This is a genomic window from Tamlana crocina (genome assembly GCA_040429635.1).
GTDB lineage: Bacteria > Bacteroidota > Bacteroidia > Flavobacteriales > Flavobacteriaceae > Flavisericum > Flavisericum crocinum.
On record CP158972.1, the window covers coordinates 3,330,609 to 3,355,818 of the forward strand.

Sequence of the window (25,210 nt, forward strand, 5' to 3'; positions counted from 1 at the left end):
ATCGTTCTATTACAAAGTGTTTATTCCTGTTATTTTAAAATTATTTTATAAGTTTCAATAGCATTGTGCCCAATGTCTATTTTAATATCTTTTCCACTTAAATTCAATGTTTCAGCGTCTTCTTCAATTAAATTGGTTTTTATAACTTTTGAAGCCTCTTTAGGTAGTGATATTGTAGGTTGACCGTCTTTACCATCTAGCTCTACCAATCTTAACACAAGGGCTTCTTCATCTTCTGCTTTCTTAATGGTAGTAACACGCACCATCGGATTGGAAACATCAAAAAAGCTTTTACTTTCTGGTAAGTTACCTTTACTGTTCTTAGATTTTTGTTGACTTACCTGTAGCGGATGATGCGCACCATTACTAAACTGGTACGCTGTGGCATCACTTGCTTGATGTGATGATAATGAAAACTCAAAATGATGGTCTCCCGTTTGATGGTACCAATTGCCTTCGCCGTGGCAACTTTTATGTGATGCCATTAAAATACCTTGAAGCACTGTATATTCAACAGATTCTCTGGTTGGGTCTATCCAATCTGCTACGGCCACACCAGAAGCTAAGGTTACCTGGAAACCGTCTTTTTCCGAAGAGATAAAATTCATCACTTCTCTTGGATGGATTTCTACCGGTTTTTGGTCGTAAGTTCCACCCCAAGACCAGCCTCTTGGTGCTTGTTTCATCTCAGACTTTCCAACTTCGGCAATGGCTAGAGGCACTTCATATTTAATGGTTGTGTCTTCCATATCTAAAGGCAAAGCAAATCTAAACTCCCTATTATGTGTGCCATCCCAATCCAAAATATCTATTGAAAAATCTATTTTCTTAATATGATGATGCACTTTTATGTGTTGAACTATATTGGCATGCTTAAACTTAACTCGATTTTCATAAAGCGTAAATACAGCACCATCATTCACAATTTTCCAGTTACCTGTGTGTAAACTTGTTTTATCAAATCCGTCCATTTTTGGGGCTGTCATTTGGGTAAACTCGCCTGCACCATTCCCATCATATTTCATGGAGAGTATATCGCCTCCAGCAAATCGTGTAGTTTTCACAACCTCTTTATTCAATTCTTTATCAAATAAATACGTCATACCTCCTTTCCCTAATCGCATTTCATAAAATTGATTCCATAGGGCATTTGGCTTTACTGTCTTGTTGACCTTAAACGTTTTTCTTCCTTTCTTTAAATAAAAAGTAGCATAGCCCAAAGATGGCAAGTTAGAAGCCAGAAACTCCAACGTTCTTGTGCCTTTATGAGTACTTGTTTGAGACGGCACCATACTTCCATTTTGGTCTACCACATAATAGCTGGAATTATCATTTAATGCTACCTTAGCGGTTGCTGTTCTTTCCCAAGACAGATCATTGTAAACCACCATGGCATTATTTCGCTTGGTTTTTACATTACTTGAAATGGAGTGGATTGACTTTTCAATTAAACGGTCTGCTTCTGATGCCGAAAATTCCAATTTTGCTCGGAAAATACTATCTGTAATATGTCCGTTTTTGCCACCCCAACCATGGTCTGGGTATATGGAGGCTTCAAAAGCTTCCGAAAGTGCTTCTGATGGATAGTCTTTAAACGAGCCTTTTAAAGTAGCATCAATAGACGCAAAAATTTCTGCTGATGGTAATAAGCGCCCTGCTTTTCTTGAAGCTGTAATAGCCTTTGCGTGACCTGGTCCATGGATGTATGACCAAATGTTGGGTCTTTCTCCATCAACAATTTCAAAATTAGCTTCTGGTGTTTTTACTTCATTCATCAGTGCTGTTACTGTGGAATGTCTAAGATTGGGCATTTTAACCCCAGTTTTCTTTAGAATTTCATTCCATTCTGAAACAATGTTTCCATAGTTATTAGGTCCTGAAGCATCATTACTTATCACTATGGCAAAATGCGGTGGTAAGTTGTGTTCTTTGTAATAATCGCTCCACATTTTTACTCTAGATTGCAATTTATGCATAGCTTCTATAGCATCTTGTTCAAAGAGCTTGTAGAACATAACCGCCCAGCCATAATTTCCTGGACTGTATGTTGGGATTTTCGAACCATCTGGAGAATACCAGTTATAAAAACCTTCTTTCATTCTAGACACAAATAAGTTCTCTATACCAGATTTAGCTAGTACTTGAGCTGATTGCAATGTTCTTCCTGGCACATCTGTATTGTATACTGTAACGGCGTCTGCACCCTCAAGGTTCTTTATAATCCAACGTCTTCCAAAATAGAGCTCACGAATTAACTGCTCGTCGGTTTGCATGCCTTCGTAAGGCTGATTATAGGTGCCTCCCCACTTAAATCTTCCTTCCTGTGAACGTAATATAATCTCCTCTTTGCGCTCTGGAAATTCTTCTAGAAACTCCATTAAATCGAGTGTTTGCTCCATTCCAAAATGGAAATTTTTATCGGTTTTCATAATATCCAAAGCAGGCGCTACGATATGATGAATACGCTCCTCCCTACATTTATCTGGAGTATCTACCCACGCAATATCTTGGTGTGATGATGAAATAACATGCAACGTACCTTCGCTAAAATATCCCCAATCAGAAGTAACTAAAGGTGTAAATAATTGTTTGAATGTATTCTTACTAGACTTACCCACAAAAGTTACGCTTTCTGGTGTACCAAAAACAGGTAGCCATACCCAAGCTTTGCCGTCTTTAGGTTTAACATCTACAGTTCTTCCGCTAATAAAATCTATCCGTTTATATAAATTAACATCATCGATATCTAAACTAGCCTTTACCAGCAAATTCCCTGAGATTTCTTTATACTCATAAGGCTCTACATAAGTCATATTGATAGTGCGTTGCCCATAGGCAAACCCAACCACCAACATCAGCATTAAAAATGTGTACTTTTTCATTTAATTCTTAGCTATTTTAAATTTATTAATTGTCTTACTAAATCGGTTTAGTTTATTTCTAAAAAAACTCGGTAAAGCTATTTTTTTGTTCCGCAAGACCCTCTTACTTCTAGTTTTGTTTTTAAAACTTTTACTTGTGTTTTGGTCTTAACCGTACCCTCTATTTTATTTAAAAGTATATCTGTTACTGCACTTCCAATGGCTTCAATAGGTTGTACTACTGCTGTAATTGGAGGTTCTACTATATCAAAAGCACTTAGTTCATCAAAGCTTACTATGGCAACGTCATCTGGTACATTTACGTCTAACTTTTTAAGTACCCGCAACCCTTGAGAGGCCAAATAATGTGTTGAAAATACTATGGCATCAACGGGTTCTGCTCCCTGGAATAAGTCTTTAATAGCGCTTTCTATTTCATTAAAATATTCTTCTCTACTAATCTCTTGTATATAGTCTTTATTCTGAACTAAATTATGACTTTTAAGTGCGTCGCAATAACCTTTTAAACGTTGTGCTATCGGTTCTAAGCCCGGTTTTAATGTTACAAAACCTATACGTTTTCTTCCTAAGTTGAGCAGGTGCTCTGTTACTTTTCTTGAACCATAGTAATTATCTACAATAACATGGTCTGTATCCTTATCTGGATAATGTCTATCAAACAGCACAAAGGGAAAATTTTCTTTCTTTAAAAAGTCTATTTCCTTTTGATTTTCTTGAGTAGACGCAATTACTAATCCATCTACTTGTCTATTTAACATAGACCGTATAAGTTCTCCTTCAGTTTCTGGGTTTTCGTAAGAACTACTAAATAACACTGTATAGCCTTTTTCTTTTGCTTTTCTTTCAATAAAACCAGCTACTTTAGAGTAAAAGGTATCTGATATGTTTGGGATAATCAGTCCAATGGTTTCACTCTTTCCCCTACTTAATCCTCTGGCTAATTGATTTGGAACATATCCGTTTTTCTTCGCATATTCTTTAATTCTTTTTTGGGTATTGGCACTAATTTTATTTTCGTCACCTTTATTGTTAAGCACGAACGATACGGTTGTTTTAGATATATTTAAATCATTAGCAATATCTTTTAACGCACATTTTTTACTTCTAACCAAAACTAAACCGATTTAGTTCGCTAAAATAATAATTATTTTAGAATAAATCTAATCTTTTAATAGTTTGCTTTTGTCTATAATACATTCTTACCCTCCAAATCAATTCTTCTACATTTACTACTTTATAGTTTTCACTTAATTTACTAGCGTTTAATTTTGCTATTCCTGGGCCTATTATTGGGCCTAAAACGTTTTCAGCCACTTCGTCTTTTGAATTACCTGTGTCTGAAAATCTACTCCACGCATGAATGGATAAAACACTAAAAGGGTTACTATCAGACTCTGAATTTAACTTATTGGCTATGTATGTTGGCGTACCTTCGCGTTCATTGTTTTTATCACCAAAATTCCACAATGAATACTTAACTGTTATTATTGGAATATCATACCCATCACTATTGGTTTCCCAATAAATGTCGCCTTTACCACCAGCATACGGTGAATACTGTACCGCCAATATACCTTCTAATTGATTATTGGCTTTTATATAGGCTCTGTATGCTTCTTTGGCTTCTTCTGAACCTACATCTTTTGCCATTAACGACAAAACTTTAATGCGGTGTTGGCGCATATGTGCAGCTGTGGCCTTAGCAATTTGCTTTAAACTTTCTGCTCTGTTGCCTTTTATTCCATAAAGATCGGCGTAATTATATCCTCCGCCAAAAGTTTGTACTATTGAAGTATTTTTGCCTTGTTTATCGAACAGTAACTGCATAACATCTGGAGCCATCATTGATAAATTATCTACAGGAAGGCCAAAGGCAATTTTCATAGTATCAGCTGCGGTATGGTTAAAATAGTATTCGTTTGCAAATCCATTCATCATCCATTGCACGTTGTCGCCATCAGATAAATGATAGGATACATATTTTTTACCTTTTTCAGAAAAATCTATTGACTTTGGGTCTAATACTTTTGCCTGTCCACTTTGACGATTTTTGTAGAGTAAAGATGTTAAGTTTAAATTGTACATCCAGTCTGCAGGAACCATGATATTTCCGGTTTCTGATACTTTATTTACAAACAAATCTTCGCCTACGCCATGTTCCCATCCGTAAATGGGTGAACCAGGTTTTAACCACTGCAATACCTCATCAAATAATGCCGTGTTTTGTCCTGCAGAAGCATCGTTATATTTTTTGTTTAAATTAATTACAAATAAATTGTTTTTGATAGCGAACTCTCTTTGTTCTCCAGTTTGAAGCGGCATAACTACCAAAGCATTATTATTGCACTTATCTTTGAACTCGTTCCATGCATCTTGAGTGGTTTTTTTCGAAGCATCGTACATCATTTTATAACCTAACGAATCAAAATAGTCCTTATCTCTAACATCTACTATGATGGCATTATGCAGATGCGAAGCCACCGTGGCTACCGTATTACTTTCTGGGTTATTTTCAACATCTGTTAATACATAACCATTGAATAAATCTTTAACTTGCACTTTTACTCCATCAACGTCAGCATATGTTTCGCTAACAAGTTCTATGGCTGTTGTTTGAGCGTGCTCTTGAACACCCATTTTTGCAAGCCCTTGTTTGGCTACCTTATAAGCTTCTTTTTCGCTATGATCATGCAACCATATACCAACATCACTCTTCCCTTGGTCTACAGCCCTATTTACCAAACCAGAAATAGATTGGCATAACAAATGGTACTGCATACCTTTTGTTAATTCTGTATGGCCCAATTCATTTTTATGAAGTTGGGGTATTAAACCTGTAATACTCCAGTATTTTTTTGGCTTTACTTGCATTGCTAGATGCCAATATTGCCCTACGTCTTTAAAAGAATCGTACTCGTTAGTATAGGCTTTATTGGCCTCTGCACTATCGCGCTCTTTTTTTGAGTTGTTGATGCATGCATTAGTTAATAACGTTAAAACCAATACTGTTACTATTGTTTTCACTTTTAAGATTTTAATCATCAACTTTTTAGTTCTTAAGGCTTAATGAAAAAGGAACGGCATCTTCGGTACTTGCCCAATTTTTATTGGGAGTGGCGCTCATTTCAAAATTTAAGGTTCCGCCGGCCATCACATCATTATAATCTAAATACGATTTATTGTAATCCTTACCATTTAAAGTTGCAGATTGTATGTACACATTTTCCTTACTGTTTTGTGGTGCTGAAATTTCGAAAGTGTTTCCATTTTCTAAATGAATGGTTGCCTTTTTAAATAATGGGCTACCAATAACATATTGGTCTACGCCCGGTGTTACCGGATAAAATCCTAACGAACTAAATACATACCAAGCGGAAGTTTGACCGTTATCTTCATCGCCACAATACCCATCTGGTGTTGGCGTATATAATTTAGTTAATACTTTTCTTATTTTTTCTTGCGCTTTATAAGATGCATTAGCGTAATTGTATAAATATATCATGTGCTGAATAGGTTGATTACCATGCGCGTAATTACCCATGTTCATGATTTGCATTTCACGAATTTCGTGTATGGTAAAGCCGTAGTATGAATGGTCAAAAACTGGAGGCATTTCAAACACTTCATCCAATTTACTTTCAAAAGCATTTTTACCGCCCATTAATTCCATTAGTCCATTTACATCGTGAAAAACAGACCATGTATAGTGAATGCTATTGCCTTCTGTAAAGGCATCGCCCCATTTAAGCGGATTGAAAGGGCTTTGAAATGTACCATCTTCATTTTTACCGCGCATCCATTTGGTTTCAGGGTCGAATAGATTTTTATAGTTTAAAGATTGCTTATAGAAACGCTCTGCAACATCTTTCTTTCCTAATTTATCAGCCATTTGGGCTATGGTAAAGTCGGCATAGGCGTACTCTAATGTTCTTGCGGCATTTTCGTTGATACCGACATTGTAAGGCACATAACCTAATTTATTGTAATATTCTACACCTTCTCTCCCAACCGATTTTAGAGTATTCCCTCCTTTTGATAGCGGCCTTCCCTTAGAAGTCGTTGCGTTTTTTAACATAGCTTCAAGAAGAATATCTTGATTTTTTATATCGACTCCTTTTAAAAAGGCATCGGCTATAATGGGTGCTGAGTTAGAGCCTATCATACAATCTCTATGCCCTGGGCTAGCCCACTCTGGCAACCACCCCGATTCTTTATACGTGTTGGCCAACCCTTCCATAATTTTTGAATTTAACTCTGGATACATCATGTTGAAAAATGGAAATACGGCTCTAAACGTATCCCAAAAGCCATTATCGGTAAACATATATCCTGGTAGAACCTCTCCGTTGTACGGGCTATAATGTACAATAGCATTGTTTTTATCTATTTCGTGAAATTGTCTTGGAAATAACAATACACGGTACAGGCAAGAATAAAAGGTTCTTAAATTATCAATCTTATCATCTTCAATCACTATTCTACCTAATTCTTTCTCCCATGAAGTTTTTGCCTTTGTTAAAGTGGTTTTAAAATTGTCATCTCCTATTTCTCTATTTAGGTTAAGTTGTGCTTGCTCTGGGCTTATAAAAGAAGAGGCTACTTTTACGTGTACTTCTTCGCCTTTTTTAGTTTTAAAACCTATTATTGCTCCAACATGTTCTCCCTCATTTTCGGTACTGTTTTCTGCTAAGGTCCAATTATCGCCCCATGTATGGGTTAATTCAAAATCTTTATCAAATTCGGCTACAAAATAGTTATGGAAATTATCTGGAACACCACCAGTATTGTTTCTGCAATACCCGATTATTTTACGTTCTTTTGGTAGTATTTTCACCATAGAACCTTTAAAAAAAGCATCTAACAAAATATAGGATTGATTTTCGGGAAAGGTGAATTTAAAATGTGCAGCACGTTCGGTTGGTGTTACTTCTGCGGTAACATCGTAATCGGCTAAATACGCCTTGTAATAATGTGGTTTTACGGTTTCGGCTTTATGTGAAAACCACGATGCGCGCTCGTCTTCTTTAAACTTTAAATCCCCTGTTACTGCCATTAATGAAAATGCTGCATAATCATTTATCCAAGGGCTAGGTTGGTGTGTTTGTTTTATTCCTCTAATTTTATGGTCGTCATACTTATAGGTCCATCCATCTCCCATTTTAGAGGTCATGGGCGTCCAGAAATTCATGCCCCAAGGAGTTGCTATGGCAGGATATGTGTTTCCGTTTGATAATTCAAAAGAAGAATCTGTTCCCATTAAGGGGTTTACAAAATCTACTAAATTTTCTTCTTTTATTGTTGTGTTGGTTTCTCCATGCCCGTCTTCTGTGTTAACACAAGAGACAACGAATAATGATAATATTAAATAAAATAACTTTTTCATAAATAATGTTTTATTGATAATAAACCTCTAAAAGTTTAGCTTTTGTAGCTTTTAATTGCAGTTGATTTAAACTTGCAGGAATTAATAATGTTTCTCCCTGTTTTAACTGATAATTTTCGCCATTATTGGTTACAGTAGCCTCGCCCTGTACACAGATATAAATTACAAATGAGTCTATTGCAGAATAATCTTTTTTTACCTCTTGATTTAAATTTATAATATTGGTTTTAAAGTAAGGGGAATGCACTAAGGTGTTTGATGTGTTTTCTTCTAAACTATAGTTTGTTTTATAGCTGTTATGCACTTGGTAATCTATAACATCTATAGCCAGCTCATTGTGCAGTTCGCGTTTACTACCGGTTTTGGCATCAACTCTATCGTAATCGTAAATCCTGTAAGTTACATCAGAGGTTTGTTGTATTTCAGCCAATAAAACACCTGCACCTATGGCATGCACACGCCCTGTTGGAATATAAAACGTATCACCTGCTTTTACAGTTTCATGGTGCATAACCTCCAAAATGGTGTTATTGTCCAGGTGTGTTTTATATTCACTTTGCGTTATTTGTTTATCAAAACCAACAATTAACTCTGCATTATCATCGGCTTGCATAACATACCACATTTCGTTTTTACCAAAAGAATTATGGCGTTTTTTAGCCACCTCATTACTAGGATGTACTTGAATGGACAATGGTGTTTTTGCATCAATAAATTTAATTAGTAGAGGAAAAGTGTTTCCAAATTTATTGTACACTTCTTCCCCTACTAAATCTTGTTTATAATCTGCTATTAATTCTTTTAGTGTTTTGTTTTTTAGTGAACCTTGAGCCACTAAAGTTTCGTCGTTTTCTACACCAGAAATTTCCCAAGATTCACCTATATTTTCTTCTGAATAGTTTTTATGTAAAACTGTCTTTAATTTTTCACCACCCCATATTCTGTATTTATAAAGTGGGGTGAACTTTAATGGGTATAATTTCATTGTTTTATGTGTAATATTATTTTTATAATGTTATTTAGTTGTGCCAAATCAACATAATTTTCACTTTATTGACCTAGAATTTCTATGCATTTTAATGTAAAAAGCTCCTTTATGCTTTTTTTTAACAAAAACACAAGTTGTTAATTTTCAAAACACAAAGAGGCTTAAAAACTATTTATAGAGACGGAATACCTAGTTCTGTAATTTGACAGCTACCGTAAAATCTCCCCAAAGATTACTTCTATCAAGGTTATCAATATGTAGTCTTACACTAATAATACCATCGCAGTAAGAAATAAAGTTATCGTCACTTTCAATACTCTCTGCGGTCATGTACCACGGTGCTCCAAAATTTCCTATTTCTTGTAAATCTACAGAAGTCTTTTGCGTTACGGGATCTACATTAATAATCATTGGAACAGCATTTCCTGCATCTGTTGATAATATATATGAATATTGATAGTCACTTAATTTAGTAACCTCGCGTTTATGACCTTTATTAGGCATCCACCCATGGGGCGTATTATGTTCTGAAATAACCTCGTACTCACCTGTATTTAATTCAATAGTTTTTATGGTTTCCGTTTTAAATGCGGTATTAAACGTATCTATTGATTTAATATCTGGAACATGAAGAGTTCTATACTTAAATGGTGTTCCTTCTTTTATCCCTTCCAAAGTTGTTGATTGGTCTTCGTTGGTAACCACAATTGTTTGTTCTTCATCTAAATCATTTGTATAATTGACTTCTACCCCAACCATTGATGACACAGGAGGCAACCAATTTATAATACCGCAAGTGGCAGACTCAATTTGTCTATTAAAAATAGAGTTTTGAAACGTATCGCCAAAAACCGTTCCTGAAACATTCTTAACTACAGATTGGTTTCCAAATGTATCAAATGTATAAATCTGAAAGTTATATACGCCTTCTTGCAAATTTTCTATCAATAAATCTATAGTATCATTGGCCTTGGTTCTAGAAAACATTACCTCTGTAGAATCTTGTCTGTTTTTCCAGAAGGCCTTAATCTTATTAACCGTGGGATCGCTACCTAATACCATTGCCAGCTCTATTCTATTTTTCCCAGGGTAAACTATTACAGAGTCTACCTTGGCGGGATATACTATATCTCCACCTTCTTTATACTTCTTAAATTCATCTATGGGCGTGCAGGAAGCTAAAACCACCAGCCCTAGAATTAAGCATATAATGCTTATATATTTTATAGTTTTCATTTTTTTAATATTTATAGTGAACGTATAGTTAGTCTATTGGTTGTCCCCATAGGGATATCTCATTAAAATTAACGTACGTTCCGTTTGACCAATTACGTAGTGTTTTAAATCTAATATACCTATACCCCTCTGTATCTAGAGGAAACACAATTGTTTCCCCTTCTTGGGCTGCTGCAAGGTCATCGTTAGACAATTGTCCATTAGGCAAACCTGATGGTTTTATTTGCTCATATTCAATTAATAAATCCCAAGAATCCCAACTTCCATCAGGAGCAGGATCATTAGACCCATAAATTTCAACGTTTCTAGGATTATGCAAGCTATAAAGCCAACGCGTACCATCAGCCCTCATCCACCAAGCCAACCTACTTAATTTCACTTTTTTTCCTAGATCAAAAGAAAACCATTGGGGCATCCTTGCTTGGTCTCCACTAGAATAAAATCCGCCTCCTTCTGTAATATCATCGTTGAACAGAGCTGGTATATTACCACCGTAACCCAAAATAGCATCATTAGGCAATGTTAAAGCAGTAATTTCACTTTTATCAATTTCCGTTTCAAAATATGGAGTCAACCGAACTATCGTGGTATCTGAAATATTCCCCCAACGGTCGCGTACATAAACTCCAAAATCGGCTTCTTCTGATTCGAATCCTCTAGTTGAAAATCTACCTTCAATTTTTTGAGTGTAGTATGTATTATAAGGTATAAAGTTACCTAAGGAATCATTAGCTAAAACAACTATGGCAAGGTTATCTTCAGTTGGGTTTTCAAAATCAACAAAAAGGCCGCCAAAATCTGGTCCAATATTTAAACTTTCACCAACATTTTGGTACGGAGCTTTTTCGGGGTTTACTGTTACGGTTATTGGCTTTGAAGCATTTTCACCCCGATCTACAGCATAAATACTCACCTCATAAGGTTTATTTTTTCCGAATCCAGTTAATGTCATTTCATTTGTGTAGTATGAGGCTTTAACCTCTCTAACAACATTTCTTTCTGTTGTGTAAACGGCCTTGGCGTAAAACACATCTGGATCGTTTGGAAGTGTATAACTTAGTTTAACACTTCCCGATAAGTTTTCAATCTGGACTTCAGAAACAGGCCCCGGTGGCGTGCCATCATTTTCTGTTGGTTGCAACAAATCTGTTGTACATCCTAGTACAAACATAGCAAGAGCAGCTATTGGTACTAGATAAATTTTATATTTTTCCATTGTATCAAGTTTTATATCTTTTAGAATAATTTACCACCCTGGGTTTTGTACCAAATTAGGGTTAATTGTGAGCACATTATCTGATAATGGCCAAAAATAGTCTCGTGGCGCATTAAATTTTTGATCGAATAGCAACGTTCTTCTGTTATAAGTTTCATACTCCTCTTGGCCAATATCCCATCCGTAAATTGGGGTATTTAATCTAGAAGCAGATTTTTTCCAACGCTTTAAATCCCAGAAGCGTTTGCCCTCAAGCGCTAATTCTATTAAACGTTCTTGCTGTATTATTTCTCTTAACCCATCTTGTGTAGTGTATTTTCCGGGATTATTAGAATAAGTACTCCATGAGGTTTGTACAGTCTCCAAACCAGCTCTTTCTCGCACTTTATTAATATATTCTAAAGCCAAAGCATTATTACCTGTTTCATTTAAAGCTTCAGCGTACAATAAATACAAATCTGCTAAACGCATTACGGGCCAAGGGTAAAACTCTAAACTTACCCCGCCTCCTTGAGAAATTACCATGTTCCAGTTAACTAGTTTTTTAGCATAGTAACCGGTTATGGAATACAAAACACTCTGTTTTTTTCCTGCATGCTGACCAATTTTGGTCTTTAAATCCCAAGTATTATTGCGCATAAACCAGGTAGCACCATCAAAGCCTAAGTTTGCATAAAATCGTGGTTCTCTGTTAAAATGCAAACCGACCGTTTTGTACCCCTCCTGCATACCTTCATCGCTTGCTTCAACGGTACGCAAATTATATCGGTCTTGATAGCTCCATGTTTTATCTTCGTCAATAGGCACTCCGTTTTCAGTATAAAACATTTCTGCAATGCGTAAAGTAGGCGCAAAATGTGCCTTTAAATTTAAACTTGTAATATTAGGATCTAAATTGGGGCTAGCTGTTAACTGGACTGCCCATGAAGGCACATCAGAGCCAACGTTACCCCAAATAAGTTCAGAGTTCCATCTTTCGCAAACTGCATTTCTAATGCTCATTTCTGTCTTTATCCTATCTGTAGCACCTTGAGCGTTTTCATTAAACTCGTACAAACTTATTCCTGCTGCTTCGCAGGCTACAACTGCTTCTTCACAAGCCTTTAAAGCCCTGTTCCATTTTTCAATTTCAAAGTTAGTATTGAACAAAGGTGTTCCATCATTGCCTAAAAAATTATCGAAATCTGTGTTGCCGTTAAACAAAGGGCTTGCTGCTGTAACTAAAACACGTGCCTTTATTGCTAGAGCTATTGGCTTTGTAATTCTACCGAGCTCTGAAGTTTTATTATCTATTCTATTGGGCAGACCTCCATTAACTTCTTCTTGAGTTACTGAGTCTATTAATTCTACAATATAATCTACCACGTCATCAACCGGTTGCCTTTCTATTCTGACCTGATCTGAGTTGGCAGATATAGGCAGGTTTTCGTCTACAATAGGAATTGGCCCGTAGGCTTTCAATAAATACCAATGGTAATAAGCTTTAAGAAATTTAACTTCAGCAATCCACCTATTTTTAAGAAAAGGTTCTAGATCCGTTACTTTATCAATATTCTCTAAAAAGATGTTACAGGATCTAATCCCTTGCCATAATGGAGGCACCCTTCCTCCGCCTTCCCAAAAATTCATTAGGGGACTTACTCTATTTTGTAATCCGCGAGCAATTTGGTAAGGGTCTAAAGAAGTCGCATAGCCATCGGGAATTGGCCAAAAAATCCAATATTCGTCTCCTGCGTAAAACTCTGGGTTCCCCTCAGGGTCATCAAATCGGGGTAAAAAAGAATAACAGGTAAACAGGTACTTTTCTGCTTGAGTTTTATCAACAAAAGCGTTATCGATGGTAGCAACATTATCTGGAACAACGTCCAAATAATCACTACATGAACTAATTATTCCCAAAAAGGTTAAAATAACTAGTATTCTTATTTTTTTAATATCTCTCATGTTTCTTGTTTAAAAATTAAAGGTCATTCCAAAATTAATAACACGCTGGATAGGATAACCTAAACCATTGCCCCCCATCTCTATATCCCATAAATCGAAACCACTAATACTCAATAAGTTTATACCACTAAAGTATAAACGTGCATTCGATAAATGTAGATTTTTGATAACGGCATCGGGCAAACTGAAACCTAACTCTACGGACTTAAGTCTTAAAAATGCTCCGTTTCTCATAAACCAAGTACTTCTTTGAGTGTTATTAGTATTTAAAGTACTACTCAGCCTTGGCCAAAGCGCATATGAATCTCTATTTGATTCCGACCAGTGATTATCTGCATAAACTTGTAAAAGCGCATTTTGCGATCCAGCCCCTAAATCGGGATTTGCAACAAAGGGGGCTGTTCTTACTGGATCTATCCAGAAGGAAGACCGAGCAGAACCTTGCAAAAAGAATGAAAAATCGAAATTTTTATAACCTAGAGATAATCCGCCTCCGTATATAATTTCAGGCACCGTAGGGTGACCTATTGGAACCCTATCCAAATTGGTTATCTCTCCATCTCCATTTACATCTCTATACTTTATATCTCCAGCAGCATATTCTCCAAAATTTTGTTTGGGTGAATTATCTACATCAAACTCATCTATAAATAAACGCTCTGCCACAAGCCCCCATTGTTGTGACAATGACTGTCCTTTATGAAACAAATGACTGTTTTCTTCAGAATATTGGGGTTCTTCAAAGAAAAGAAACTCACTATGGGCATAGGTGAAATTGGTTCTACTTTGTAACCAAAAGCCATTGGTGAACGATTTATTATAGTCGAAAGAAATTTCAAAACCGTTTGACTTTGCCTTACCTACATTCGCTCTAATAGGTGCAGACAACCCCATGGTTGCAGGAATAAAGGCCCTATCCATCAATATGTTACTTCTGTTTTCGGTAAAATAATCTGCTTGTATCTCTAAACTGTTAAATAAATTAACTTCCAACCCAAGGTTCATTTTTTTTGCAGTTTCCCAGCTAATGTCCTCATTAGAATAACGGTTTACATTAACACCGGGTCTAGCGTACTGAAAATTAGTTCCAAACCATGCGGCTCTGCCTCCCGCATTTAAGTCAACCTCTGAAAGATAAAAAAACCGGTCTTCTGCACTACCTATGGCATCGTTACCTACCAAACCATAAGTTGCTCTCAATTTAAATTTCGGCACCACAGATTTTATGCCTTCCCAAAATGACTCGTTAGAAACAAACCAACCTAAACCTGCCGATGGGAAAAACCCATATCGATGTGATTTATGAAAACGCTCCGAACCATTGTAACCAAAATTAAATTCTGTCATGTACCGAGAGTCGTACCCATAAGTTACCCTGCCTGAAATGCCTTGGTTTCTATATGGTAATGATTTCTGTAAAGTACCTTGATTTGCGAACAATTGGTTTCTTCTTGTCCCCACCAGCATACCAGTAACTTCGTGTTTTTCAGAAAATGTATTTTGATAATTAATTGCGACTTCTGTGTACGTCGCTGAATTTATTTGCCTTTGGCCTTCGTTATAATTTAAATAATCTGTTGCTGATAGCTCATTGAGTAAATTCAATTTATAGGAATCATTAGATTTATCATAGCCAAAAGCCGAATAAAAATGCGGGTTATAAAATCTAGAAACATCAAAAAACGAATAGCGTTCTGTATTAAACAGCATTCTTGCTGACAAACCTGGGATAAAAAACGACAAATCTTGCTTTAACTCGAACTGCGCAGACATATTAGATCTGGTGTAATCTTTGTACCCTTTAACCATATCTGCATAAGGGTTAATAAAACTAGGTTCGTTACCACTAGAGGCATTACTGCTATTACCAAATAAGATGTGCCTAGAATAAGGCTTAGCCTCGGATGGGTAATAGGCTGGAAACATGACCGGATTAGAACCAAGAATTTTTGAAAACATTCTTCCACCTCCATCAATTGGCCCCGTATAATCATCAAAAGAACCTGCTAGCCTAACTACGGCCTCGGTGGTTTCTGTTAGGTCTATATTGATATTCGAACGAAGTTGATAATTTTTAAGATTAATATTGCTATTAAAGTTATTTCGATCATCAACCTTTAAAATTCCATTATCTTTATTAAATACCCCAGCTATATAATACCTTGCCACTTTACCTCCACCACTAACATTTAAATTTAGCCTATTGTTTACGGTAAAATCTTTTAACAGTTGATCCATCCAGTTATTTGCTGGATATATATATTCGTTTAAGCCCGCTTTGGTATTGTCTATTTTATTTTGCGAGTATGGTAAAAACCCAATAGGGTTTCGTGTTAGTACTGCTTCATTTTCTAGCTGCATGTATGTTATAGGATCGGCCAATTTTAACTGCTTTGTGTTGCTTGAAAACGAGGTTTCGTAGCGCACAAATACTTTTGCCTTACCTTCTTTTCCTTCTTTAGTCGAAATCAATATAACACCATTAGCACCTCTTGCTCCGTATAATGATGTTGCTGTTGCATCTTTCATAATTGAAAATGAACTAATATCATCGGGCGACAACTGTGCCAATTCTGTTGTTGAAGATTCAACACCATCAATTAAAATTAACGGATCTACCTTATACCCAAAACTTGTGACTCCTCTTATAAAAAAGGACGCGTTATCTTGCCCTGGTTCCCCGCTTCTTTGGTACGAGATAACTCCAGGGATTCTTCCTGCCAACGCTGTTGTTAAATTACTTGATGGTATTTTTAATTCACTTGGCTGAACCGTTGAAATAGAACCAATAACACTCGATTTTTTCTGTTTGGCAAAAGCTACAATTGTAACCTCATCTAATTCATCTTGATTTGGCATCAATTGCACATTCAATTTCTCCTTATCGCCTACCGTTATTTTTTTGGTAGTATAACCCACATAAGAAAATACTAACACACTGTTTTGGTTGGTTACACTTAAACTGTACTCTCCATCAAAATTGGTAACAGTTCCGTTTTTAGTTCCCGCCTCCATAACGGTAACTCCGGGCAGTGGCACTCCCTTTTCATCTGTTACAACTCCAGATACACTCTCCTGAATAAAATTTTGGCTAATTTTATCCAACCCTTTGCTTAGAGCAAGTCCATCTTTCCTTATTGAAGTATTAGTGGTTTTTGCAAGAGAAAACGAAAAATGAAAGACAGAAAACATAGCAGCAAATAGTAAATGCTTGAAATGTTCCTGCCTAAAAAGTAAAAATTTACATTTCATAATAATTAGTTATTTGGTTTAATTGGTTTAATTGGTTTATGAAAAACACTTAAGATAAATTGAATAATAAATTTTATTCATTGTAAAACTAAATACAATAGGAATGCGATTATGATATTATAGTCGCTAAAAATGAATCAATATCAACATTAAGTATCAATTGATTTTTTTTTTAAGATTAAATTTTTGCTTCAGAATTAACTTTTAAAAATTGACTTAGAGCAAGCCCATCTTTCCTATTAAAGCATCAGTGGTTTTTGCAAGAGAAAACGAAAAATGAAAGACCGAAAATATAGCAGCAAATAGTAAATGCTTGAAAATGTTCCTGCCTAAAAAGTAAAAATTTACATTTCATAATAATTAGTTATTTGGTTTAATTGGTTTGATTGGTTTATGAAAAACACTTAAGATAAATTGAATAATAAATTTTATTCATTGTAAAGCTAAGTACAATAGGAATGCGATTATGATATTAAAGTCACTGAAAATGAGTCAATATTAACAATAAGTATCAATTGATTTTATAAGATTAAATTTTTGCTTCAGAATTAACTTTTAAAAATTGACTTAGAGCAAGCCCATCTTTCCTATTGAAGCATTAGTGGTTTTTGCTAAAGAAAACGAAAAATGAAAGACCGAAAATATAGCAGCAAATAGTAAATGCTTGAAATGTTCCTGCCTAAAAGTGAAAATTTACATTTCATAATAATTAGTTATTTGGTTAAATTCTTTTTTTTGAAGACAAATGGACTTTTTATCAATTTACGGTTCGCGCTAAACCTTAACTAATATATTGTATGAATGTCTGAACATATCAAGTATATATAAAAATTTTGACAGATTAATACTAAGAATAAAAGCTTTAAAAAAAAGAAGTCCGCAACCATTGGCAGGCTATAACATGTGAATCTATTCGCTCTAAACAAAAGAAAAAAAACTATTTTAAGACAAGTCCTTGAATTGTCCTAAAACAGCTTTTGTATAAAATTTCAATAAAACTATTAATTACTATTTCTTCCAGCTTTCTTCAATATCCTCAAGTGTTTTTCCGCTCGTTTCTGGTAGTTTTTTATAAATAAAACCCAATAAGAATATAGCGTTTAGCATAAACACCCAAAACGTAAATGCACCTCCTAAATGTTCTAGCATAACTGGTGTAAACTGCGTGATACCTACTACACCCAACCAAACCATTAGCGTAGCACAAGACATGGCTATTCCTCGCGTTTTAGTTGGAAAAATCTCAGATATAATAACCCAAGGAATAGGCCCCAAGGAAGAAGCGAAACTCGCTATAAAACCTAAAATAAAAATTAAGGTAAAAACACTAGAACTCTGATTGAAATAGAATACACAGCCCACGCCAAACAGTGATGCTATCATTCCTATTAGCCCCCAAATCAATAATTTTCTTCGTCCAATTTTATCTATAAATAGTATAGCCACAAAGGTAAACAAGGTATTCACGGCACCAATAATTACAGTTTGAAACAACGCTGAATCTGTATTAAACCCAATATTTTTAAAAATTTCAGGGGCATAGTAAATTATAGCATTAATTCCCGTAATCTGTGAAAACAGTGCCAAAACCAATCCTAAAATTAATGCAGGTCTCAAACTACTGGACAATAACTCTTTAAAGGTACCTTTTTCAAATTTCAGTGTTTCCTTTATTTGATTTAAAACTTTTTCGCCTTCTATTTGTCCGTTTACTTTATTTAAAACTTTTGCGGCCTCACTGGTTCTTCCCTTTGAAGCTAACCACCTTGGGCTTTCTGGCACAAACAACAACATAAAGAAAAAAAGTGCCGCTGGTATTACCTCAGAACCTAGCATATAACGCCATCCCATTTCAACGTTCCAAGCCTCAGTGCTTGAGCCTGCTATTTTTAAGTTTATAAAATACACGACATTAATTCCTAAAACTATAGCTAGCTGGTATAATGTTACCAACATACCTCTTTTTTTAGCTGGTGCAATTTCTGAAATATATAAAGGTGACAACATTGATGCTGCCCCAACACCAACACCACCTATAAATCTGGCTATTACAAATTGTGTTAACGTGTTTGGAATTGCAGAGCCTATTGCAGAAATAGAAAAAAGTATTGCGGTAATTAATAAGACTTTCTTTCTTCCGTATCTATCACTCACATAGCCCGCAACCATTGCTCCAAAAACACAGCCCCAAATAGCACTCGATGCCGCCCAACCAGTCATGGCTGCTGATAACTGAAACTTAGTCTGCAAAAAACCAATAGCTCCAGCAATAACTGCCGTATCGTAACCAAACAATAAACCGCCTAAAGCAGCTGTAATGGTTACTATATATATATAACGCTTGTTTATTTTTTGAACTGAAGTGTTTGTGCTTTTCATTTTTATAATTAAGTTATTTTAGTCTTTATTTAGCAAGTAGTTGTTTGATTAATTAGTACTCATGCCTGAGTAAAATTTAGTTTTATATTTTTTATTAAATAATGATATTATGGAATCATTATTATTTGTTTTCAAATAATAAAAACACCTTTAATCAGGCAAATAATTTAAATGACCATATGTCTATACATTCAAATATATGGTATATATTTTATTTACAAAACTAATTTGTCACTTAATATCTCATTAACAGATTCGTTCTTTTTTTAATAAACTATTATAATTTATCATTAGTTATTTGACCCGATTAAACCTTAATAACTTTCAATCCGTTCTTCATAATTCACTTTCAGACTTTTTAATTGATTAGTATTAGTATCAAAATAGGTTAGTTTGGCCTATTAACTCGAATGAATCTTTTGTGTTTTTTCACGATTGCCAACTAAAAAGCCGTACCACATAATGTATATAAAGCATAACATAGGGAGGATGAAAGAAAAATTAATTTCAGATACTCCTAAAATTTTAATATCGGATACTCCCGACCCACCAAAATCTATAATACTACCCTGCAATTTAGGCATTAAGGCACCTCCCACAATGGCCATAACTAAACCAGCAGATCCAACCTTAGATTGTTCTTCGGTTAAACCTCCTAAAGCTATACCATATATAGTTGGAAACATTAAAGACATGCAAAAAGATACCCCAACAAGTGCATAAAGGCCTAAAAGGCCATTTAAAACAATGGTTCCAGACACAAATACTATGGCTAATAACGCAAAAAGCATTAATAATTTACCGGAGCCAATAAATCTTAACATGTACGTGCCTACCGCTCTACCTACGGTAAATAATACGAACGCTACCATTTGATAGTAGCCAGCTGTAACGCTATCTACACCAATACCTTCGGCATATTGGTATATGTATGTCCAACACATAATTTGCGCTCCTACATATAAAATTTGTGCTAAAACCCCAAGGATGTATTTTTTATTTTCAGCTAAATTCTTAAATGTTTCCTTTATGCTTGGCAAATGTCCTTCTTCTTTAGATTGTGGCATTTTGCTAACCAAAAACAACACGAATACACCCACAAGAACTAATCCCAAAATAACGTAAGGGTTTCTAATCACCAGTAAATCTGAAGTTTTAATTAATAGTTTCGAAGCCTCATCGAGTGATGAGAAGTTTTCAATATCATCAGACTGTAAATTTTTCAGCACAAATTGTTGTGCTACAAACAGGCCCAAAATTAAGCCAACAGGGTTAAATGCTTGAGCCAAATTTAAACGCTGTGTGGCTGTTTCTTTTGGCCCCATTGCCAAAGCATACGGATTTGCCGCTGTTTCTAAAAAAGCCAATCCAAACGTTAAAATATACAAACCAAGACAGAAAAACCAAAACTTCTCGGTGGTCGCGGCCGGATAAAACAAAAGTGCTCCAACAGCATACAGTCCCAAACCAATTAAGATACCGGTTTTATAAGAATACTTGCGCATAAATATTGATGCTGGCAATGCCATGCAAAAATAACCGCCGTAAAACGCCATTTGAACCCAAGCAGCTTGCGAGTTTGAAAGCTCTAAAACTTTTTTAAATGCTTGTACCATAGGATCGGTTACTGCATTAGCAAAGCCCCAAAGGGCAAAAAGCGAAGTTACTAATATAAACGGCAGCAACATTTTAGATGGCACCACAGGAATTTTTGATTTCATATTTAATTTAGTTTAGAAATTTTTGTTTGCAAAATCCTATGTTTTTATGAGATTTAACAGTAAAATCTATTCAAAAACATGTAAATATTGACCCCATACGACAAATACTGTATAACTATTTTAAAAGTTTGCTTGGACTATATCCAAACTGTTTTTTAAATACCTTGCTGAAATAGAATGGATCATTAAAACCTATCATATCTGAAACTTCAGAAACATTGTAGCGTTTGGTTTTTAATAGTTGTGCAGATTTTTTTAACTGAATCGTTCTAATAAACTCGTAAGGCGTTAAATCGGTAAGTTGCTTAATTTTTCTATAAAGTTTTGAAGTACTCATGCCTACTTCTTCTGCTATAAAATTTGGTGATAGTTTGGAAGAACTAATGTTGTTTTCTATTATTCCCTTTATTTTGGAAACTAAATCTATGTCTAATTGCGAGTGTGCTAAGGTTAATATATCACCTTCTACTTCACCTGAAAAACGCTGCTTTAAGTCAAAATGTAATTTTATTATATTATCAATACGGGTTTTTAACAGTGCGGGATCAAAAGGTTTTGTGAGGTAACCATCTACACCTATAGAGTATCCTTTTATTCTATTTTCATTTTCTGCTAATGCCGTTAAAAGTATTACACCAATATGGCTGATATCGTCATCTGATTTTAGTATTTCAACAAATTCAAACCCGTCCATAATAGGCATCATAACATCTACAACACATAAAACAGGCTTTTCTTTCTTGCATATTTCAAGGCCCTCTTGTCCATTTTTAGCCTCTACAACCTTGTAGAAGCTGGATAAGTACTGTGCCACATAATCTCTTAGTTCGGTATTATCTTCTATTAAAAGTATTTTTTGTTTTACTTTGGTTTGTGGTAACAGATTTGAGTTACCGCTAGATTGTACGATTTCTAGCTGGTTAGTGACATGGCTCTCTTTTGGTAAAGAATCTACTGATTTGGTTTGGACAGCCTTAAAGAGCTCATCGTTATTGTAGGCGTTTTTATTTACAGGTAATTCTACAGTAAACACACTACCCTTACCAATGGAACTATTAACCTTAATTTCTCCTTTATGGATTTCTACTAGTGCTTTTACTAAAGACAAACCTATTCCTGTACCGGTATTCTCTACAGTGGTTCTAGCTTGGTAAAACCTGTTAAATATTTTTTCGTGACTTTCTTCTGGAATTCCAATTCCATTATCACTTACTTCAAGAATCATTTTTTTTGCTTCGCTATCCTTTAGGCCAAGAAACAAATCTACATTTCCGTTTCTTTCAGTAAATTTTATAGCATTGGAAAGCAAATTGAATAATATTTTACTAAACTTATCAACATCAATCCAACATATAAAAGCGCCTTCGCTTTCAATGTTTAGACTTAAACTGATGTTTTTTTCTAGAGCTAATTCTTTAAAAGAATTAAATACACTTTTAACATGTTCACTTATATTTGTTTTAGCTACTTTTAATTTTAACTCACCAGTTTCTGCTCTTCTAAAATCTAAAATTTGATTAACCAACCTCAGCAAACGATTGGCGTTTTGGTATACTAAATTTGCCCTACTAAGAATATAATCATCATTTTGATTATTAATTAACTGCTTTGCAGGCCCCAAAATAAGTGTTAGCGGTGTTCTAAGCTCATGTGATATATTAGTGAAAAAGCGAAGTTTTTCGTTATTTAGTTTTTCATCACGCTCACGCTTCACTTTTTCAAGAAGCAACTCTTGTTTTAAGCGTCTGCGATTTTTTAATTGGTTATGTAAAAAATATGCTCCTATTGAAATAAGCCCCAAAACCATAATAAAAAAGATTGGTGTAAGCCAAAAAGGAGGTAAAACTTTGATCGCGTAACTCGATATCTCACTTTCGTAACCATTATTGTTGGTTGCTTTTAGCTTTAAACTATACTCGCCCGAAGGTAAATTGGCATACTGTATAGAGCGCGATCCGCTGGTTGTTTTATTCCATTCTTTATCTAAACCATCTAGCTTATAATAAAACGTATTTTGCCTTTGACTGACATAAGATGGCAAAGAAAACTTAACTGTAAAATTTCTAGTTCCGTACCCTAATTGTATTTGTTTTGAGTAATTAATATCTTCATTTAAAATTAGCACATTTTCAAGCTTTTCCCCTGGTTTAACTTCATTATTGCTAACTTTAAACTCAGATATTACCGGGATAGGCGCTTTTTTGTTTTCTTTTATATCTAAAGGGTTAAATAATATTATTTCTTTGTTGCCCCCTACATAAATTTTATCACTGTTAAAATGTAAAAAACCGCGTTTATTCCATAAGTTTGAACGCATACCGTTGTTAACGTAAAATGTTTTATAATCATTATTTTCGGGGTTGTATTTGCCTATTTTGTTGTAATTTAAATTTAGCCATATTATACCTAAACTATCTTCTGTTATATCGGTAACCCATTCATCAGCCAATGTTTTGGGTTGATCTAGATGTACAAATTTATTGGTTTGTGAATTGTAATAGTTTAAACCTTCTCTTGTTCCTGCCCAAAGTTTTCCGTGCCTATCAAAAAACAAATCTTTTACTTTATTGTTAGATAAGCCTTCATTGTTATTTTGGTTTATATATTGCTCTAAACTATTGGATAGCATATTGTACTTAAAAACCCCTTCTTCGGTAGCTATCCAAAATAAGTTTTGAGATTTAGAATATACTATTTTGTTAATGTCTTTAAATTTTGGGTTATTTTTTTTTACAAAAACCTTTTCTTCTGTTTTTAAATTAAACTTTACAAGTCCTTCACCTTGTGAGCCCACTAACAGTTCATTGTTTGATGTTTTATAAAAGGCAAACACTGGCGAATTAATAAAACCTACATTTAGTTTTTTTTGTTGATTGTTTTTATAATTGTATTCTACAACGCCACCATCCCATAGCCCGATGTAAAAAATTATATTATCATCTGTATATATACTACCTATCTCATTATAATTTTTAAGAACTTTAATAAAAGTATTATTTTTCTTTAAGAACAAACCTTGAGCGTGGGTTCCTATAAGTAAATTATGATCGTACGTTTTAGCAAAAGAACTTATAACTGGTATTTGATTGTTTCCCGTAAAATTTAAACCCAAAGATTTAAATTGATTTTCAAAGGGGTTTAAACTTTCCAATCCATTTTCTGTACCAACCCAAAGCACACCCAAATTATCGAAATACAAGGATATAATGTAATTATTTACAAGGGAATTAGGGTTGTTTAAATCTGTTGTGTGTTGTTTATATTCACCTTTTACAAAAGCTTCCATTGAGGTGCACTCAATAATTCCGTTAGATGTACCAAACCAATAGCCTCCATCTGGGGCTTTAGTATAACACCTAAAATAACTACTCATCGGGTTAGTACCAATAACTTTAAAGTTATTGTCAATCTTATCCAGTTTAAACAAACCCTCACGCGTTCCTACGTATACATTATAAGCCTTATCTTCAAAAATAAAATAAGCATTAGCGTTTTTGTTTGTAGCTCTACTCGGGTGTAGTTCATAATTTTGTAAATCGCTTACTTTTCCTGTTTCATCTATAAAAAAACTATACACTCCATTATTAAAACTGGTTACCCATATTCTACCGTCATGTGTTTGTGTTATACCCCTAATATTATCAAGTTTTCCTAAATCTACTTTATAAAATTTATTAGTATTATTATCTAGGTAGCACAAGCCTTTGTTTAATGTTCCCACCCAAACCCTTTGGGTTTTATCAATAAATATAGACCTTAACCTATCTTCAACTAAAGCATGTTTATCCTGATGGTTTGAATGAAAGGTTTTAAAACTAGATGTAGGCAAGTGATATTTTGTTAATCCATTATCTGTTGCTATCCATAGATTAGATTTTTCATCTGGCATTATTTGTAAAATATCATTACTATTGAGATAATTGGATGTTTCATTCTTAGCCGAAAACACTTTAAAATCGTATCCATCAAAACGGCTTACACCTCCAAATGTACCTAACCATAAAAAACCTTTATCGTCTTGAACAATACTTCTAACAGAATTATGAGACAAACCCTTTGTTTCGTTATAATGCTCAAAATATAGCTCTTGACCAATACCTTTAAAACAAAACAATAAAATTATAGTGTATAAGAATTTAGTTTTGAACATGATAACTACTGTAATTGATTTATTTTAACTTTACTGTTGCTTAAATTAATAAAATTAAC

Annotated in this window: 12 protein-coding genes; all 12 read right to left on the minus strand. The window is 34.6% G+C overall.

Annotation, left to right across the window (positions count from 1 at the left end):
* Positions 1-29: 29 nt before the first annotated feature.
* Complete coding sequence (locus ABI125_14610) at positions 30-2,882, minus strand: glycosyl hydrolase-related protein (protein XCF05936.1); 2,853 nt, start codon at positions 2,880-2,882, stop codon at positions 30-32.
* A 77-nt stretch (positions 2,883-2,959) separates the two neighbouring features.
* Positions 2,960-3,994 carry a LacI family DNA-binding transcriptional regulator gene (locus tag ABI125_14615; protein ID XCF05937.1) on the minus strand — a complete coding sequence of 345 codons (1,035 nt, stop codon included), beginning with the start codon at positions 3,992-3,994 and terminating at the stop codon, positions 2,960-2,962.
* 37 nt (positions 3,995-4,031) lie between these two features.
* A complete protein-coding gene (locus tag ABI125_14620) occupies positions 4,032-5,906 on the minus strand; it encodes a hypothetical protein (GenBank protein ID XCF05938.1) in 1,875 nt (624 codons plus the stop codon).
* A gap of 25 nt (positions 5,907-5,931) precedes the next feature.
* Complete coding sequence (locus ABI125_14625; protein XCF05939.1) at positions 5,932-8,265, minus strand: GH92 family glycosyl hydrolase; 2,334 nt, start codon at positions 8,263-8,265, stop codon at positions 5,932-5,934.
* Positions 8,266-8,275: 10 nt separating this feature from the next.
* Positions 8,276-9,250 carry a type I phosphomannose isomerase catalytic subunit gene (locus tag ABI125_14630; protein XCF05940.1) on the minus strand — a complete coding sequence of 325 codons (975 nt, stop codon included), beginning with the start codon at positions 9,248-9,250 and terminating at the stop codon, positions 8,276-8,278.
* Positions 9,251-9,442: 192 nt separating this feature from the next.
* On the minus strand, positions 9,443-10,489 hold the full coding sequence (locus tag ABI125_14635) for a DUF4998 domain-containing protein (protein ID XCF05941.1): 1,047 nt from the start codon (positions 10,487-10,489) through the stop codon (positions 9,443-9,445).
* Positions 10,490-10,517: 28 nt separating this feature from the next.
* Positions 10,518-11,705 carry a DUF5000 domain-containing lipoprotein gene (locus ABI125_14640; GenBank protein ID XCF05942.1) on the minus strand — a complete coding sequence of 396 codons (1,188 nt, stop codon included), beginning with the start codon at positions 11,703-11,705 and terminating at the stop codon, positions 10,518-10,520.
* Between the two features lie 30 nt (positions 11,706-11,735).
* A complete protein-coding gene (locus ABI125_14645) occupies positions 11,736-13,649 on the minus strand; it encodes a RagB/SusD family nutrient uptake outer membrane protein (GenBank protein XCF05943.1) in 1,914 nt (637 codons plus the stop codon).
* Between the two features lie 9 nt (positions 13,650-13,658).
* Positions 13,659-16,901 carry a TonB-dependent receptor gene (locus ABI125_14650; protein XCF05944.1) on the minus strand — a complete coding sequence of 1,081 codons (3,243 nt, stop codon included), beginning with the start codon at positions 16,899-16,901 and terminating at the stop codon, positions 13,659-13,661.
* 1,008 nt (positions 16,902-17,909) lie between these two features.
* Positions 17,910-19,280 carry a sugar porter family MFS transporter gene (locus tag ABI125_14655; protein XCF05945.1) on the minus strand — a complete coding sequence of 457 codons (1,371 nt, stop codon included), beginning with the start codon at positions 19,278-19,280 and terminating at the stop codon, positions 17,910-17,912.
* 401 nt (positions 19,281-19,681) lie between these two features.
* Positions 19,682-21,001, minus strand: coding sequence for an L-fucose:H+ symporter permease (gene fucP, locus ABI125_14660; protein ID XCF05946.1), 1,320 nt, complete (start codon positions 20,999-21,001; stop codon positions 19,682-19,684).
* Between the two features lie 115 nt (positions 21,002-21,116).
* A complete protein-coding gene (locus ABI125_14665; protein XCF05947.1) occupies positions 21,117-25,151 on the minus strand; it encodes a two-component regulator propeller domain-containing protein in 4,035 nt (1,344 codons plus the stop codon).
* Positions 25,152-25,210 lie beyond the last annotated feature (59 nt).